Here is a 15,455-nt window from a genome sequence, read left to right on the forward strand (position 1 = left end):
CGGCATGGACACCTTCCGGCATCAGGGCCTGACCTTCGACGTCCGCGACGGCGGGCCGGCCGAGGGGGAGGTGGTCCTGCTGCTGCACGGCTTCCCGCAGGACGCCACGTCCTGGAGGCATGTCGAACCGCTGCTGCACGCCGCGGGGCTGCGCACGCTCGCCCCGGATCAGCGCGGCTACTCCCCGGGGGCCGCTCCGCGGGCGACGGCGGCCTATCGCCTCCCGGCGCTCGTGGGGGACGCCGTCGCGCTGGCGGACGCGGCGGGGGCGCGGCGCGTCCACGTCGTCGGCCATGACTGGGGTGGCGCCGTCGCCTGGGCGCTGGCCACCGCCCACCCCGAGCGCGTCGCGTCCCTGACGGTCCTGTCCACGCCGCACCCGGCCGCCCTGGCCCGCGCCCTGCGCGGCCCGGACCAGCTGCGCCGCAGCTGGTACATCGCCGCCTTCCAGGCGCCGGCCCTCCCCGAACGAATCCTCGCCCGACGGCTGGGCTCCCTGCTGCAACGGGGGCAGGTCCCCGGGGCGGAGCACTACGCCCGCCGGTTCTCCACCCCGCAGAGCCTGCGCGGCCCGGTGAACTGGTATCGGGCGAACCCGGATCTGGTGACCACCACGAGCAGCGCGCCCGTGTCGGTCCCCACCACGTATGTGTGGGGCACCCGGGACGCGGCCCTGGGGCCGCGGGCCGCCGAGCTCACGGCGGGGCAGGCGGCGGGGGAGTACCGGTTCGTGGCGCTCGACGCGGACCACTGGCTGCCCGAGCGCGAGGCGGACGCCGTCGCCCGGGCGATCCTGGACCGGGTGCGCTGACCCGCGCTCCGCGCGGGCCGCTCCCGCCGTTTCAGCGCGGCCCGGCGGCCTCGGTGATCCGGTTCAGCAGGTCCATGAGGACCTGGCGCTCGGTGGTGTCGAGGGGGATCCGGGTGAGGGCGTCCACCGGGACCGTCCGGGCGGACGCCCGCAGCGCTCGTCCCTCGTCCGTCAGCCGGACCAGCACGCGTCGCTCGTCGTGGACGTCGCGCTCCCGCGTGACGAGCCCCATGCCGGCCAGGCGCCGCACCAGGGGTGTGATCGTCCCGTTGTCCATGCCGAGCCGGTCCCGCAGCGCGCCGACCCCCAGCGCGCCGGCGGCGTCCGACGTCGACGCCTCCGTCTCAGCCGAGGCATCACTCTCCGCCTGCCACAGGGTGAGCATCACGAGGTACTGCGGGTAGGTGAGGCCGAGGCGGGAGAGCAGGGGGCCGTAGCCGCGCGTGACGGCGCGCGCCGCCCGGTGCAGGGCGAAGCAGAGCTGGTCCTCGAGGGCGAGGCTGGGGGTCGGCGCGGCATCCATGGGAGCGATTCTAGTGGTCGCTGGGGAGCGACTTGGTTGCGCGCGACCTAGCCGGGTGGCAGGCTGGAGCCGACTCGTCCCGCACGGGGCGGGCGGATGAAAGGACCTCCCATGGAGACCATCTACACCGCCGAGGCGCTCAGCACCGGCGCCGGCCGCGACGGCCATGTCCGCACCACCGACGGGCGGGTCGACCTCGACCTCGCCGTGCCCACCGAAATGGGCGGCTCCGGCCAGGGCACCAACCCCGAGCAGCTGTTCGCCGCCGGCTACGCCGCGTGCTTCCACTCGGCCCTGCAGATGGTCGCCCGTGCCTCCCGTGCCGACATCACCGACTCCTCCGTCGGCGCGCGCGTGGGCATCGGCCGCCAGGGTGAGGGCTTCGGCCTGGAGGTCACCCTCGAGGTCGTGATCCCCAATGTCCCCGCGGATCAGGCCCGCGCCCTCATGGAGCAGGCGCATCAGGTGTGCCCCTATTCGAACGCCACCCGGGGCAACATCGACGTCGTCCTCGAGCTCGGGGAGGCGTGATGACGAAGCACCGGCAGCCTGTCCCCCCTCTCCCAGACCGCCGCCCGCCTCGGCCTCGGCGGGTTCATGACCGCCGCGGGGCTGTCCCACCTCACCGTGGCGCGCCGTGAGTTCCGCGCCCAGGTGCCCTCGTGGGTCCCGCTCCCGGCGGACCTCGTGGTGCTCGGATCCGGCGTGGCCGAGATCGGCCTCGGGGCCGCTCTGCTGGCGCTCCCCGGGCAGCGCCGCCTGACCGGCACCGCCCTGGCGGCCTTCTACACCGCGATCTACCCCGGGAACATCGGGCAGTACGCCGAGCGCAAGGACGGCTTCGGGCTGGACACGGACGGTCGCCGCCTGGCGCGGCTCTTCGGCCAGCCCGCCCTCATCGCGGCCGCCCTGTGGGCCGCGGGAATCCCCGAGCGGGAGCAGGGCGGGCGCGGCTGACGCCGTCGCCGGTCCTGCGGCCCTGGGCCGGCTCCGGGCACGTGCCCGGAGCCGGCGTGATCTCACCCCGCCGCGAGGCGCGGCCCACTGTAGGGTGCCCCGTCGCAGGTGTCCCGCAGGTGTCCGGTCCGGCGGGCCGTCAGCCTTGACGCATCGTCCCGGTCTCGAGGAAGCGCTGGTGCCAGGACAGGGACTCGCCCAACAGGTGCGGGGTGTGCAGGCCGTCCGACCCGCGCATCGCGCGGTCGAAGTAGTCCCGCAGCTGCTCCCTGTAGTCCGGGTGCGCGCACGTGTCGATGATCGTGCGGGCGCGCTGCTTGGGGGAGAGGCCGCGCAGGTCGGCCAGCCCCTGCTCGGTGACCACCACGTGCACGTCGTGCTCGGTGTGGTCCACGTGCGAGACCATCGGCACGATGCAGGAGATGTCCCCGCCCTTGGCCGTGGAGGGGGTGAGGAAGAACGAGGTGAACGCGTTGCGGGCGAAGTCGCCGGAGCCGCCGAGGCCGTTCATCATCTTCGTGCCCATCAGGTGCGTGGAGTTCACGTTGCCGTACAGGTCGGCCTCGAGCATGCCGTTCATGGCGAGGATGCCGAGGCGACGCACGAGCTCGGGGTGGTTGGAGATCTCCTGGGTGCGCAGGATCAGCTTGTCCCGATACTTCGCGGCGTTGTCGTTGAACCGTTCGGCGGCCTCGGTGGACAGGGAGAACGCGGTCGCGGACGCGGTCGCCAGGGTGCCGGAGTCCAGGGCGTCGAGCATGCCGTCCTGCACCACCTCGGTGAACGCGGACAGGCCCGTGAACCGGGACTTCACCAGCTCGGACATCACCGCGTTCGCGATGTTGCCCACGCCCGACTGCAGCGGCAGCAGCCGCTCGTCGTACCGGCCCTGGGCCACCTCGTGCTCGAAGAACTCCACGAGGTGCTGGGCGATCGCGATCGAGTCCGCGTCGGCGGGCTTGAAGGCAGAGTTGCGGTCCGGGGCGTGGGTCTCGACGACGGCCACCACCTTGGCCGGATCGCACCGCAGGTACGTCTCACCGATGCGGTCTGCCGGGTGGGTGAGCATGATCGGCGAGCGGTGCGGGGGCAGCGCGGTGCCGTAGTAGACGTCATGCAGACCCTCGAGGTCCTCGCTCTGCCACGAGTTGACCTCGAGGATCACCTGATCCGCCAGGTCGATCCAGGACTTGTTGTTGCCCACGGAGGAGCTGGGGACGAGACGGCCGTCCTCGCGGATCCCGGACACCTCGATCACCGCGGTGGTCATGGGCCCGTAGAAGCCGTTCCACACGGCCTGCGCCAGGTGGGACAGGTGCGTGTCGATGTACTCGATGGCGCCCGCGTTGATCTTGGCGCGCATCGTCGGGTCCGACTGGAACGGGGTGCGCAGCGCGACGGCGTCCGCCTCGGCCAGCGCACCGTCCATCTCCGCGGAGGTGGACGCCCCCGTGTGGAGGTTGATGCGGAACTCCTCGCCGCGCGCGTGCAGCTCCTTGGCCCGCTCGGCCAGCGCCATCGGCACGGCCTTCGGGTAGCCGGACCCGGTGAACCCGCTCATGCCCACGGTGGTGCCGTGCTGGATGAACGCCGCCGCCTCCGCGGCGGACATCACCTTCGACCGGAGGCCGGGGTGGTGGATGCGGGACGACATGGGTGAGGCCTCCGTGCGGGTGAGACGAGTCGAGCGAGAGCGCTGTGACGTGGAACAGCGATCAGCGTACCCGCGTCACGGGTGGCCGTGGGGATGATCACGCCGGAGGTGACCGAGCCCGACCTGCGTGATCGACGACGGCGAACAGGGCTCGGCACTCCGGGTCGGCGCGCCTAGGCTCGGCGGCATGCGAGCACTCGTCCTCCAGTCCTACGGCGGCCGTGAGGCCATGGCCCTCACCGACGTCCCCGCCCCCACGGCCGGCGCCGGAGAGGTGCTGATCCGCACCCGCGCGGTCGGCCTCAACCCCGTCGACGCGATGCATCGCGAAGGCGGCTTCAAGGCCATCGCCCCCGACGACTTCCCCACGGTCGCCGGCAACGAGCTCAGCGGCATCGTCGAGACCGTGGGCGCCGGGGTGACCGCGTTCGCCCCGGGTGACGCGGTGATCACCCGCGTGGACCCCTCCGGCCACGGGGCGTTCGCCGAGCTGGCCGCGGTGCGCGCGGACTGGGTGGCCGCCGCGCCCGCCCGCATCCCCCTGACGGACGCGGCCGGCCTGCCGCTCGCCGGCCTGACCGCCCAGCAGGCACTCGGCCCGGAGCACCTGGACCTGCAGCCCGGGGAGCGGCTGCTGATCACCGGGGCCGCCGGCGGCGTCGGGCTGATCGCCACGCGCCTGGCACACCTGCGCGGCGCGCACGTGACCGTGACCGCCTCCGCAGCGGGTGAGCCGTACGTCCGCGAGGCCGGCGCCGACGCGGTGATCGACTATCGCGCCCGCACCGTCGCAGAGGGGGGCGAGCGCTTCGACAAGGTGTTCGACCTCATCGGCGGTGATCAGATGGCCGAGCTGCTCGGCTCGATCGAGCCCGGCGGCCGGCTGGTGACCATCGCGGGCCCGCCGAGCCCCGGCAGCCTTCGTGAGACCGCGCGCCCGTCGCGTCGGCCGCTGGCCGCCGTCGTCTCCCGGGTGGCCAGTGCGAAGGTGCGCCGGGCCGCGAAGAGGGCCGGGGTGACCTACGAGTTCTTCCTCATGCATCCGGACGGGGCGGGCCTGGCCGAGCTCGTCCGGCTCGTGGACGCCGGTGAGCTGGCCGTGACCGTGGACAGCCGCTACCCCCTGGCCGACTGGAAGCAGGCGTTCGAACGTCTCGAGTCCCACCACGCCAAGGGCAAGGTGCTGCTCGAGTTCTGACCGGCGGGCGCGTCGGCGCCGGTCTGCCCGGGCCGGCACCGCCTCGTATCCTGGCCTCGTGCACCCGTCTGTGAGCGAGCCCCTCACCCGACTGCCGGACGGCACCGTCAAGCAGCGCAACCCCCTCACCGGCACCGAGGTCTGGACCGTGCCCGGCCGCGGCCACCGCCCGCTCGGCCTCGTCCGGCCCGCCCCGCAGCCGCTCGACCCCGTCCAGCACGGCCGGCACTGCGCCTTCTGCGAGCACCGGATGCTGGAGACGCCGCCGGAGAAGTCACGCATCGTGCCCACGAGGGCCGACGACGGCGCCCCGACCTGGCAGATCCTGCGGCATCCGGCCGCGGAGCGGCTCGAGGAGACGACCCCGGCCTTCCGCCGGGTCCCCAACCTCTTCGAGATCCTCAGCTACGACTACTGGCGTCTCAACCACGGCTACGAACTTGACCCGGACGCGCGCCGCCGCCGTGACGAATACCTGGCCACCGAGGCCGGCCGCGCCCACGTGCGTGCCGTCGTCGCCGCGAAGCTGCGTGCCTCCGGCCGCTCCGCGGAGGAGGCGGCGGCGATGTCCGAGGCGGAGCTGATCGCGGCGTCGGCCGCATTCTTCGGCGGCATGCACGACGTCGTGATCGCCCGGCGGCACTTCGTCGACGGCGCCGTGGACGACCACCAGCTGGCCTCCTCGGGCACCCTCACCCCGGACGAGCACCACGCGTTCCTGGCCCTGACCGCCGACGCGATGCGGGACCTCTACGCGACCACGCCCGCCGTGCGGTACGTCTCCGTGTTCCAGAACTGGCTCAAGCCCGCCGGCGCCTCCTTCGACCACCTGCACAAGCAGCTCGTGGCCATCGACGAGGTCGGCGCGCAGAACGCCGCCGCCCTGGACCGGCTGCGCGAGGACCCGCAGGTGTTCAACCACGCCGCGCTGGACGTGGCCGTGGCGCACGACCTCGTGATCGCCGCCCACGAGCACGCCGTGATGTTCGCCGGCTTCGGCCACCGGTATCCGACGGTCGAGGTCTACTCCACGAGCCCGGTGGGGCAGCCGTGGCGGCAGTCCGCGGCCGAGCTGCGCGCCGTGTCCGACCTGCTGCACGCCGCCCACGCGGCCACCGGGCCCGACGTCCCCTCCAACGAGGAATGGCACACCCGCCCGCCCGGCGTCGCGTCCCCGATGCCCTGGCGCGTGATGCTCAAGTGGCGCGTCTCCACACTCGCCGGCTTCGAGGGCGCCACCAAGATCAACGTCAACACCATCAGCCCGTGGGACGTGCGGGACCGGGTGCTGGCGCGGCTGCGGGAGCTGCGGGCGGCGGGCGCGCTCGCGGACGGGGTGCGGATCGGGGCCGACGCACGGGTCCGGCCGGGCGCCCTGCGGTACGCCGACTGAGCGGCGAGGCTCGCCCCTCCGCGCGGTCGGTAGCGTGGGCGCCATGGCCCTCCACCTGCAGCGCTACCGCGAGATCGCCCACGTCATGGCCCGCAACGGCCTCATGGCCACGGCCGTGCAGGCCGGGCTCTCCCGGTGGCTGCCCCTCGAGGAGGGGGAGCCGCACCTGGGCATCGACGCCGAGGCCCGCCCCGAGCTGTTCGTGCGCACGTTCGAGGAGCTCGGCGTCACCTTCGTGAAGCTCGGGCAGCTGATCTCGGCGCGCCCGGACCTGTTCCCCGAGGCCTACTGCGCGGCGTTCGCCCGCCTCACGGACAGCACGACGGCGGTGCCCTTCGACGCCGTCGCCCGGACGGTCGAGGAGGACCTCGGCGCCGACGTCGACACCCTGTTCGCCTGGTTCGACCGGGCGCCCCTGGCCACCGCCTCCATCGGCCAGGCCCACCGCGCGCGCCTGCACGACGGGCGCGCCGTCGTCGTGAAGGTCCGCAAGCCCGGCGTGGTGGAGCAGGTCCAGGCGGACCTGGAGATCCTGCGGACGCTGGCGGCCACGTGGTCGCGGGCCTCACGGACCGTCGCCGACCTGGACGTGCCGGCCATGGTGGACGAGTTCGACCGCTCGCTGCGCGCCGAGCTCGACTACGTGGTGGAGGCGCGGGCCTGCGAGGAGATCGCCGCCGGCTTCCGGGACACCCCGGGCGTGCGGTTCCCGTGGATCGAGTGGGACCTGACCACCTCGCGCGTGCTGACCATGCAGGAGCTCTCCGGGCTGCGCGTGGACGACCTGGCCGGACTCGACGCCGCCGGCATCGACCGGGAGGAGCTGGCGTACCGGGCCGCCGACGTGCTGCTGGCCATGGTGTTCGAGCACGGCGTGTTCCACGCGGACCCGCACGCGGGCAACCTGTTCATCGAGCCGGACGGGACCGTCGGGTTCATCGACTTCGGCTCCGTCGGGCGGATCTCCCCGTCCCTCCGGCGCCGGTTCGCGGGCCTGGCCATGGCGCTGGCCCGGCAGGACACCGACGGACTGGTGCGGGCCCTGCTGGACATCGCCCCGCCGCGCGGCCCGGTGGACCGCCGTCGGCTCCGGCTGGAGGTGGCCCGGATCATCGGCCGCCTCGAGGGGCGCGAGCTCGAGGACATCCGCGTGGCGCAGCTGGTCTCGGAGATCTTCGCCCTGGTGCGGCGCCACCGGCTGTCCCTGCCGCCCGAGCTCGTGCAGCTGCTGCGGATGCTGATCATCGTGGACGGCATCGGCCGCCGCCTGCACCCCGGCTTCGACTACACCCGCGTGCTCGACCCCTTCGCCCTGCGCCTCGTGGGGAGCACCTCGACCCTCGGCGGGTGGCGGGTCGGATCGGCCGGGCCACGATCGCGGCGGCCGAGCTCGGCATCGACCTGCCGGAGTACGCCCGCAAGGTGATGGAACGCATCGACGACGGCGGGATCGACGTCACCGTCCGCGCGAGCGAGCTCGAGCCGCTCGTGACGCGTCTCGAGCGGACGGGCGACCGGGTGGTGGCCGCCATGGTGGTGGCCGCGATGATCACCGGCGGCACGAACGTGCTCGTGGCGTACAAGGACCGGCTGGGCCGCTTCGCCGGGCCGGTGGTGGCCGCCGGCGGCGCCGCCCTGACCGGGGGCAGCGCCTATCTGGCCTGGATCAGCCGCCCCCGGCGTCGCCCCCGCTGAGGGCCGCGGGCGGGTTCGGTCGTCGGGATCATGCCCGCACCAGACCGGCCGCGGCGCAGGCCGTCTCGAAGTCGTCGAGGCCGAACGCCTGGATCGGGCTGACGACGCCGGCCTCGCGGGCCCGGCCTGCGGCGAGCTGCCGGGCGCCCCAGGCCATGAGGTCTCCGGTCAACGTGTAGGCGTTGGGGCCGCGCAGGTGCACGTCCGCCACGACGCGGCCGGCTGCGTCGCGCGCGATCGCCCCGACCCGGGAGCCCGTGCGGGCCCGGTCTGCCGCGTCGGGGCCACCCGGGTCGCCGGCCAGGGGCCGCAGCAGGGCCTGCACGCCGCGGGCGACGCCGGGGAGCCACCCCACCGCACCGAGGGCGGCGGCGCCGATCTGCGTGGGCCGGGCCGGGAACCAGCCGTTGAAGACCTCGACCTCATCCAGGCCGGGCTGCATCCGCGGCAGGAACAGGGACTCCGTGCCGCCGAACAGCACGCCACGGCGGTCCTGCCCGTCGACCCGGAAGACGGCCGATCGACTGGCCAGGCCCGTCGTCGCCAGTCGCCCGCCACGCCACGTGATGGCTCGCCCGGTGAGGGCGTCCACCATCGTCTGGCGCGTCCCGTGGCTGAGGTCGACGCGGGGGTCCAGCTCGCCGTCGGCGAAGTAGCCGATCTGCAGGGACCGTGCCCGTCCATCGGCCTCCGCCAGCGCGAGCCCGCCCGCGAGCATGCCCGGCGCGTAGTCGAAGCCGAGGGCGGGCAGCAGGGTGGCGCCCGAGCGTCGGGCGGTGGCGTCCAGGTCCGCCTTGAGGTCCTTCACGAAGCCGACCTCACCGGTCGAGTCCACGTAGTGCGCGCCCCGTTCCGCGGCGGCGCGGGCGACCGGCCGGCCGTAGCGTTCGAAGGGGCCGACCGTGGAGACCAGCACATCGCCCTCCGTGACCAGGGCCCTCAGCGAGGCGGGGTCCCCGGCGTCGGCGACGGCGACCTCCAGCCCGTCGTGCCGCTTCGCCGCGTGCTGGAGCGAGTCCCGGTTCCGGCCCGCCAGCACGGGCCGTGCACCCTGGGCCAGGAGGGCGTCCACGACGAGGGATCCGGCGTAGCCCGTCGCGCCGAGCACGATGATGCGGGGGGCGTCGGGGCGGTCGAGGTGCAGGGGAGAATCCGTCATGGGCCCCACGCTAGGCCGCGCACGCGGAGACCTCACGGGCTCGGCGGCGCCGATCCGCGTGGACCCCATCTCGCGCTCCTGGACCGGCGGAACCGGACACGGCGAGCCTGGTCCGGGACCCGCCTGCAGGAGCAGACTCGGAGGATGACCCGCACTCCGCCCGCCGTCGCCCCGCCCGCTCATTCCGCCTCGCCCGCCGACGAGTCCGGCGGCGAGAGCCTGCTGACCGTCCTGATCGCGCTCGGCGTGAACGCGGTGATCGCCGTCGTGAAGTCGATCGTGGGCGCGGTCACCGGCTCAGCCGCGATGGTGGCCGAGGCCGCACACTCCTGGGCCGACGCCGGCAATGAGGTCTTCCTGCTGCTGGCGGAGCGTCGGGCCGGCCGAGCCTCCGACGCGCGGCACCCGCTGGGCTACGGGCGGGCGGCCTACGTGTGGTCGATGGTCGCGGCCTTCGGCCTGTTCGCGGTGGGCTCGGCGGTCTCGGTCTGGCACGGGATCACGGCCTGGTCCGCCCCCGAGGAGGAGGCGGAGTACACGATCGCGTACATCGTGCTCGCCGTCGCGTTCGTGCTCGAGTGCGTCTCCTTCCTGAACGCGCATCGGCGCGTCCGCCGCGACGCGGAGCGGCGGCACATCAGCGATGCCATGTTCCTGCGCCAGACCTCGGACCCCACCCTGCGCGCCGTGTGGGTGGAGGACGCCTCGGCCCTGATCGGCCTGGTCATCGCGGCGGCCGCCCTCGCCCTGCACCAGCTCACCGGGGACCCCCGGTGGGACGCCGCCGGCTCGATCCTCGTGGGCGTGCTGCTCGGGGTCGTCGCGATCTTCCTGCTCTCGCGGAACATGGCGTTCCTCGTCGGCGAGGTCGCCGACCCGGTGGTCCGGACCCGGGTGCTGCGCTGGCTGCTGGAGCGGCCCGAGGTGCTCTCCGTGAGCTACCTGCACCTCGAGTACGTCGGTCCGGAGAAGCTCTTCGTCGTCGGGGCCGTGGACCTGGCCGGGGACGAGCGGGAGAGCGAGGCCGCGGTCCTGCTCCAGCGCGTGGAGGACGCCCTCCTCGAGCACCCGCGCGTGGCCGCCGTCGTGCTCTCCCTGTCCAACCCCGCCCACGCGCCCCTGGACCCGGAATCGCAGAACGCCCGCGCCTGAGCCCGCGCGGCCGGCATCGTACAGTGGCCTCTCGTGACCCAGACCACCCCCGCCCCGCCGCCCGCTCCGTCCCTCGACCGCCTCCGGGAGGCGGCCCCGTACCTGTCCCGGTGGCTGGCCACCCAGGTGGAGACGCGGCACGTGCCCGGCGCCCAGGTGGCCGTGCGGCTCGGCGACGAGCTGGTGCTCTCCGCCGCGTTCGGGGTGGCCGACGAGGCCACCGGGGCGGAGCTGACCACCGGCCACCTGTTCCGCGTGGCCAGCCATTCCAAGACCTTCACGGCCGTCGCCGTGCTGCGCCTGGTCGCCGCCGGTCGTCTGCGCCTGGACGACACCGTGGCCGAACGACTGCCCGACTGTGCCGACACCCCGCTGGCCCGGGTCACCGTCCGCGAGCTGCTCTCGCACACCTCCGGCGCCATCCGCGACGGGGTGGACGCGGACCACTGGCAGCTCGACGGCCCCTTCCCGGACGCCGACGCCCTGCGCGCGATCGTCCGGGACCACGGCGCCACCTACGCCCCGCAGGAGCGCTTCAAGTATTCGAACATCGGGTACGGCCTGCTCGGGGCGATCATCGAGGCAGTCACGGGCCGCGGCTACGCCGAGCACGTCACGGAGGACATCCTCGTCCCGCTCGGCCTCACCGACACCCGCCCCGAGATCGACGACGACGCGGCGGGCCGGGCCGTCGTCGGCCACACCCGGGCCCACGGCCGTGGGCGTCGGGTGACCGTGGCACCGACCGCCACCGGCGCGCTGGCCGCGGCCACCGGCTTCGTCTCCACGGCGGAGGAGCTCAGCCGCTTCTTCTCCGCTCTCGCCCTGGACCGGCGCGAGCTGCTGGACGAGCACGCGCTGCGCCTGATGCACCGGGCCGAGGCCTCCTTCCCGCGGGGGCCGGGACCGGCACCTACGGGCTCGGCCTGATCGGGATCAGCGTGGGCGGACGACGGCTCGTGGGCCACTCCGGCGGCTTCCCCGGGCAGATCACCCGGACCCTGATGGACCCGGCGACCGGTCTGACCGTCAGCGTGCTCACCAACGCCGTGGACGGTCCGGCGGACGCGCTCGCGGTGGGCCTCGTCGAGCTCATCGACCTGCTCGCCCAGGACGCCGCCGACGGGCAGGCGCTGCCCGCCGGTGTCACGACCGACGACCTCGACCGGCTGACCGGCCGCTACGTCTCCCTGTGGGGCGAGACGGACGTGGTTCGCGCCGGTGAGCGCCTCGTGCTGATCGACCCCGGCACGCCCGGCCCCCGCGACAGGATGCACGAGCTTCGAGCGCTGGACGCCACCACGTTCCTGCCCGAGGACGAGGACGGCTTCGGCGCGTCGGGGGAGCGCATCCCGTTCGACCTCGGCGACGACGGCCGGGTGGTGAGGATGCGCGTGTCCGGGGTGAGCAGCTGGCCCGAAGAGGACTACCTCGCCCGGCGTGGCGACGCGTGGGGTCACCGCTCGGCCGCCGGCCGTGGGGTGACCGGGCGGGACTGAGCCGCCGCCTGCGGGCGGGCGGCCTCAGTCGAGACCGGGGCGGCGGCGCGTGCGCTTCACCTCGGAGCGACGGTGTTTGGCCTCCAGGCGGCGCCGCCGAGAGCCGCGCGTCGGCTTGGTAGCCCGCCGCGGCGTCGGCGGGGCCAGGGCCTCGCGCAGCAGCGCCGCGAGCCGCTCGCGGGCGGCCACCCGGTTGCGCCGCTGGGCCCGGTGCTCCGCCACGCTGACGGTGAGCACCGTGCCGGCCAGCCGGGGCGCCAGCCGTGCGAGGACGCGGGCGCGCTGGACGTCGTCGAGGGCGGAGGTGGCCGCCAGGTCCAGACTGAGCTGGACCCGCGAGTCCGCCGTGTTCACGCCTTGACCGCCCGGGCCGGAGGCGTGGGAGAAGCGCTCGACGAGTTCGCCCGCGGGGATGACCAGCCCGCGGGGTGCGCCGGGGCCGGGGGTGACGCGCACGTCGCCGGGGCGGGGCTCAGCCACGGGGCGCCGCCGTCCGTGGTCCGCGCAGGTCCGCGAGTGCGACGAGGAGCGCGAGCGCCATGCACCCCGCCACCAGGGTGAAGGCGGCCATGAACGCCCCGTCCCAGTCGGCACCGGAGGCGACGCCCAGGAACACCCCCACGATCACGGCGGTGCCGACGGCCGTGCCGACGCGCTGGCCGGTCTGCAGGACGCCGCCGGCCGTGCCGGAGTGCCGCGGCGGGACCTCGGCCAGGCTGAGGGTCTGGTTGGGGGAGACCACCAGCCCCTGCCCGGCACCCAAGATGGCGAGGGTGAGCAGCAGCCACCATGGACTCAGGCCGAACTCCCGGTTGGCCCACGCCACCCCGATGGAGCCCACGACGGCGAGCAGCGCCAGCGCGATGCCGAGGACGACGATCTTCCGGCCCGTGCGCAGCACCACGCGACCGGCCACGGTGGACATCACGCTCGACATGACCGCCGAGGGAAGGCCGATGAGTGCGGCGTGCAGCGCCGGGTAGCCCAGCCCGTTCTGCATGAACATGGCGATCACCACGAACATGCTGGTCGAGCCGGTGAAGTAGATGGCGATCAGCAGGGCGCCGCACGCGAAGCTGCGGGTCTGGAACAGGCGCAGGTCCACCATCGGGGCGCGGCCCCGTCGGGCGTAGCGGGCCTCCCAGCGTGTCCAGAGGGCGGCCAGGCCGATGCCGACGGGCACGAGCACGAACCGCCACGGCCCGAGCTCACGGTCCAGGAACGGGAGCATGACGGCCACGAGGGCGCCGGCCAGCAGGACGACGCCGACCGGGTCCAGGTCCGGGCGCCGCGCCCGCTCGGGGGCGGTGCGCGGCAGCCACTGGCGGGCCACGACGAGGGCGCCGAGGGCGATCGGCACGTTCACCAGGAAGGTCGCGCGCCAGCCGAGGTCGCCGCCGAGCCACGCGATGAGCCCGCCGCTGAGCAGCGGCCCCACCGCCACGGACACCCCGACGACGGCGCCGAGCGCCCCGAACGCCCGGGCGCGGGAGGCGCCGGAGAACTCGCCCTGGATGAAGCCGGTGACCTGCGGATTGAGCAGGCCCGCGCCCACGCCCATGACCAGGCGCGCGAGCACGAGCAGGACGCCCGTGGGCGCCAGGCCGGACAGGAGCGCACCGAGCGCGAACACGCCGAGGCCCACCATGAACAGCCGGCGTCGTCCGAAGAGGTCACCCGCCCGGCCCGCCGGCACGAGCACCATGCCGAACACGAGGGTGTAGCCGGAGATGGCCCACTGCAGCTCCGCGTCACTGGCGTCCAGGCCCCGCTGCAGGGCGGGCAGGGCCACGTTGATGCTGGACACGGCCAGCAGGGACATGAAGATCGGGATGAGGAGCACCGCGAGGATGCGCTGCTGGTGCGGGGTGAAGACCGAGGACGCGGCGTCGTCGGACGGACGCGGGGCGACGGGCATGCGGTCTCCTTCTCGGGGGTGTCTCGGGCGCTCTCCAGGATCGGCCCTCGTCCCGCATCGTGCCAGGTCCCAGGGTCCTCGGCCCGGTGCGGCGCACGGAGGCCATGACCGCGGTCGACGCCCTGCCGCCCCGTCCCGCCGGCGTCGGGTGCGGGACAGAGGCACCTCGGGTCCCCGGTGGTGGAGAAGGCGAACTGAGGGGGCCCGGAACTGCTCCGTCAGGCCGTAGTCTTCACGCATGAGCGAGACGCACGACGAGATGCAGGTGTTCGCGGCAGACCAGGGCCTGCTGGTCTGGGGCCCGTCCCGGGCCCTCGATCTGCTGGACCAGGCCGAGGACGTGCGGGCCAAGGTGGTCACGCCGTCGCTCGTGGCCAAGCTGAGCACGCTGGTGCAGGGGATCTCCCAGGCGCAGCTGGAGGGGGCACGCTATCTCCGGCTGGACGACAAGTCCTACGAGACGGTCAAAGCCCTGGGCGTGAAGAACCTGAGTTCGGGGGTGCTGCGGCGCAAGGACGTCGCCGGCGGCTCCGGAGGCCAGATCGTGAAGCACCTCTCGTTCACGGCGACCCCGCTGGCCAACCCCGCGGCCGTGGCCGCGCTGGCGGCAGCCAACACCCAGCTGCAGATCATGGCCGCGCTCGATGACATCCAGGACTATCTGGCCGTCATCGACGAGAAGCTCGATCGCCTCCTGAAGCAGCGCAAGCTCGAGATCGCCGGTCAGCTGGGCGGCATCGTCTTCGCGATCGAAGAGGCCGAGGCCGTCCACGGATCGACCGGACGGGTCTCCGCCGTCACTTGGTCCAAGGTTCAGCAGAACTCGCTGCTGCTGCAGCAGGTGCAGGCAGAAGCCGTCTCGCAGCTGGCCGCCGTCGCGGACCGCGTCATCGCGTCCAAGGCAGACGTGGACAAGCTGGCCAAGGTCGTCGGCGCGGCCGAGGAGGACGTCCAGTTCTGGCTCGGCATGCTCGCCCGCTCGATGGCCGTCCAGGACCGACAGCAGCTGCTCGAGCTGGCGCGTGTGGAGGAGGACGAACCCGAGCTGCTGGCCGAGCACCGCGAGGGCCTCGTGGCCGCGCGGGTGCACCGCACCGCGCGGATCGCTGAGGCACTCCGGCGGATCAACGAGTCCCTCGTCGAGGCAGGAACCCTGAAGAACCTCGGTTACGTCGCCAACCCGATCAGCTCGCGCCGCGTCACCCGGGGGTCGAATGCCGTGACCGATCAGGTGGTCGAGTTCGTGACGCACACGGACATCGAGCTCGACGCCCTCGGGCGCGTCGCCGGGAAGCGGTGGTTGGAGGCCGCGCAGGGGTTCGCGGGTGAGGTGAAGACGGCTGTCGAGACCAACGCCGTGGACGCCAAGCAGGGCGCCAGCCGATTGGGTCGGACCCTGCAGGCCAAGCGCGAGGAGCGCATGCTCGCCAAGGCCGAGGAGATCCGAGCCCGGCGGGCGGAGATTGAGCCAGCCGACGACGGCGCCTGACCCCCCA

General features: G+C 73.9%; 15 protein-coding genes and 1 pseudogene. 11 read left to right on the plus strand and 5 right to left on the minus strand.

Annotated features, from left to right (window positions below; all coding sequences use genetic code 11):
• Positions 1-4 precede the first annotated feature (4 nt).
• A complete protein-coding gene (locus tag POD19_RS06830) occupies positions 5-811 on the plus strand; it encodes an alpha/beta fold hydrolase (RefSeq protein ID WP_036316503.1) in 807 nt (268 codons plus the stop codon).
• Positions 812-842: 31 nt separating this feature from the next.
• On the opposite strand, the gene POD19_RS06835 is transcribed toward POD19_RS06830, so the two are convergent.
• Entirely contained in the window at positions 843-1,334 is a 492-nt protein-coding gene (locus POD19_RS06835) for a MarR family winged helix-turn-helix transcriptional regulator (RefSeq protein WP_049145888.1), read from the minus strand.
• 111 nt (positions 1,335-1,445) lie between these two features.
• On the opposite strand from POD19_RS06835, the gene POD19_RS06840 reads away from it, so the two are divergent.
• Together POD19_RS06840 and POD19_RS06845 are read left to right on the plus strand one after the other, a co-directional pair.
• Positions 1,446-1,865 carry an organic hydroperoxide resistance protein gene (locus POD19_RS06840; protein WP_063190262.1) on the plus strand — a complete coding sequence of 140 codons (420 nt, stop codon included), beginning with the start codon at positions 1,446-1,448 and terminating at the stop codon, positions 1,863-1,865.
• Positions 1,865-2,291: pseudogene (locus tag POD19_RS06845) on the plus strand (DoxX family protein). Before POD19_RS06840 ends, POD19_RS06845 begins: the two are co-directional and overlap by 1 nt.
• Positions 2,292-2,430: 139 nt before the next feature.
• On the opposite strand, the gene POD19_RS06850 reads toward POD19_RS06845, so the two are convergent.
• On the minus strand, positions 2,431-3,945 hold the full coding sequence (locus tag POD19_RS06850) for an acetyl-CoA hydrolase/transferase family protein (protein ID WP_144818650.1): 1,515 nt from the start codon (positions 3,943-3,945) through the stop codon (positions 2,431-2,433).
• A gap of 187 nt (positions 3,946-4,132) precedes the next feature.
• Between POD19_RS06850 and POD19_RS06855 the strand changes: the two genes are divergently transcribed.
• The 4 genes from POD19_RS06855 (at position 4,133) to POD19_RS06870 (ending at position 8,231) form a co-directional block, all read left to right on the plus strand.
• Positions 4,133-5,143 carry an NADP-dependent oxidoreductase gene (locus tag POD19_RS06855; RefSeq protein WP_041105395.1) on the plus strand — a complete coding sequence of 337 codons (1,011 nt, stop codon included), beginning with the start codon at positions 4,133-4,135 and terminating at the stop codon, positions 5,141-5,143.
• Positions 5,144-5,213: 70 nt separating this feature from the next.
• Positions 5,214-6,536: a DUF4921 family protein gene (locus POD19_RS06860; RefSeq protein WP_144818652.1), complete on the plus strand. Its 1,323-nt coding sequence runs from the start codon at positions 5,214-5,216 to the stop codon at positions 6,534-6,536.
• A 43-nt stretch (positions 6,537-6,579) separates the two neighbouring features.
• Positions 6,580-7,962: an ABC1 kinase family protein gene (locus POD19_RS06865; RefSeq protein WP_340309389.1), complete on the plus strand. Its 1,383-nt coding sequence runs from the start codon at positions 6,580-6,582 to the stop codon at positions 7,960-7,962.
• Positions 7,884-8,231 carry a hypothetical protein gene (locus tag POD19_RS06870; RefSeq protein WP_340309390.1) on the plus strand — a complete coding sequence of 116 codons (348 nt, stop codon included), beginning with the start codon at positions 7,884-7,886 and terminating at the stop codon, positions 8,229-8,231. The genes POD19_RS06865 and POD19_RS06870 overlap by 79 nt, the downstream gene beginning before the upstream one ends.
• A 28-nt stretch (positions 8,232-8,259) precedes the next feature.
• Here the strand turns inward: POD19_RS06870 and POD19_RS06875 are convergent, their stop codons facing one another.
• Positions 8,260-9,390 carry a saccharopine dehydrogenase family protein gene (locus POD19_RS06875; RefSeq protein WP_144818654.1) on the minus strand — a complete coding sequence of 377 codons (1,131 nt, stop codon included), beginning with the start codon at positions 9,388-9,390 and terminating at the stop codon, positions 8,260-8,262.
• Positions 9,391-9,534: 144 nt separating this feature from the next.
• Here POD19_RS06875 and POD19_RS06880 point away from each other — a divergent pair, with 144 nt between their 5' ends.
• Genes POD19_RS06880 through POD19_RS06890 form a run of 3 tightly spaced genes read left to right on the plus strand, consistent with a single transcriptional unit; the run spans position 9,535 to position 12,041 of the window.
• Positions 9,535-10,542, plus strand: a complete 1,008-nt coding sequence (locus POD19_RS06880) for a cation diffusion facilitator family transporter (RefSeq protein WP_144818656.1) — start codon at positions 9,535-9,537, stop codon at positions 10,540-10,542.
• 33 nt (positions 10,543-10,575) lie between these two features.
• Positions 10,576-11,472: a serine hydrolase domain-containing protein gene (locus tag POD19_RS06885; RefSeq protein WP_340309391.1), complete on the plus strand. Its 897-nt coding sequence runs from the start codon at positions 10,576-10,578 to the stop codon at positions 11,470-11,472.
• Positions 11,473-11,483: 11 nt separating this feature from the next.
• The gene (locus POD19_RS06890) at positions 11,484-12,041 is read left to right on the plus strand and encodes a hypothetical protein (RefSeq protein ID WP_340309392.1); all 558 of its coding nucleotides are present in this window, start codon (positions 11,484-11,486) and stop codon (positions 12,039-12,041) included.
• Positions 12,042-12,065: 24 nt separating this feature from the next.
• Here POD19_RS06890 and arfB read toward each other — a convergent pair whose 3' ends face one another.
• Positions 12,066-12,521: an alternative ribosome rescue aminoacyl-tRNA hydrolase ArfB gene (gene arfB, locus POD19_RS06895; protein WP_036338705.1), complete on the minus strand. Its 456-nt coding sequence runs from the start codon at positions 12,519-12,521 to the stop codon at positions 12,066-12,068.
• Complete coding sequence (locus POD19_RS06900) at positions 12,514-13,959, minus strand: MFS transporter (RefSeq protein ID WP_144818660.1); 1,446 nt, start codon at positions 13,957-13,959, stop codon at positions 12,514-12,516. The genes arfB and POD19_RS06900 overlap by 8 nt, the downstream gene beginning before the upstream one ends.
• A 238-nt stretch (positions 13,960-14,197) precedes the next feature.
• Here POD19_RS06900 and POD19_RS06905 point away from each other — a divergent pair, with 238 nt between their 5' ends.
• Positions 14,198-15,448, plus strand: coding sequence for a hypothetical protein (locus POD19_RS06905; RefSeq protein WP_041104976.1), 1,251 nt, complete (start codon positions 14,198-14,200; stop codon positions 15,446-15,448).
• The last annotated feature ends 7 nt before the right edge of the window (positions 15,449-15,455 follow it).

The organism is Micrococcus sp. GPGPB33 (assembly GCF_037853785.1).
GTDB classification, from domain to species: Bacteria; Actinomycetota; Actinomycetes; order Actinomycetales; family Micrococcaceae; genus Micrococcus; species Micrococcus luteus.

Bases quoted from the DNA above. Each gene is read 5' to 3' on its own strand.
- POD19_RS06830 (WP_036316503.1), top strand. From the start codon at position 5: ATGGACACCTTCCGGCATCAGGGCCTGACCTTCGACGTCCGCGACGGC.
- POD19_RS06835 (WP_049145888.1), bottom strand. From the start codon at position 1,334: ATGGATGCCGCGCCGACCCCCAGCCTCGCCCTCGAGGACCAGCTCTGC.
- POD19_RS06840 (WP_063190262.1), top strand. From the start codon at position 1,446: ATGGAGACCATCTACACCGCCGAGGCGCTCAGCACCGGCGCCGGCCGC.
- POD19_RS06850 (WP_144818650.1), bottom strand. From the start codon at position 3,945: ATGTCGTCCCGCATCCACCACCCCGGCCTCCGGTCGAAGGTGATGTCC.
- POD19_RS06855 (WP_041105395.1), top strand. From the start codon at position 4,133: ATGCGAGCACTCGTCCTCCAGTCCTACGGCGGCCGTGAGGCCATGGCC.
- POD19_RS06865 (WP_340309389.1), top strand. From the start codon at position 6,580: ATGGCCCTCCACCTGCAGCGCTACCGCGAGATCGCCCACGTCATGGCC.
- POD19_RS06875 (WP_144818654.1), bottom strand. From the start codon at position 9,390: ATGACGGATTCTCCCCTGCACCTCGACCGCCCCGACGCCCCCCGCATC.
- POD19_RS06880 (WP_144818656.1), top strand. From the start codon at position 9,535: ATGACCCGCACTCCGCCCGCCGTCGCCCCGCCCGCTCATTCCGCCTCG.
- POD19_RS06900 (WP_144818660.1), bottom strand. From the start codon at position 13,959: ATGCCCGTCGCCCCGCGTCCGTCCGACGACGCCGCGTCCTCGGTCTTC.
- POD19_RS06905 (WP_041104976.1), top strand. From the start codon at position 14,198: ATGAGCGAGACGCACGACGAGATGCAGGTGTTCGCGGCAGACCAGGGC.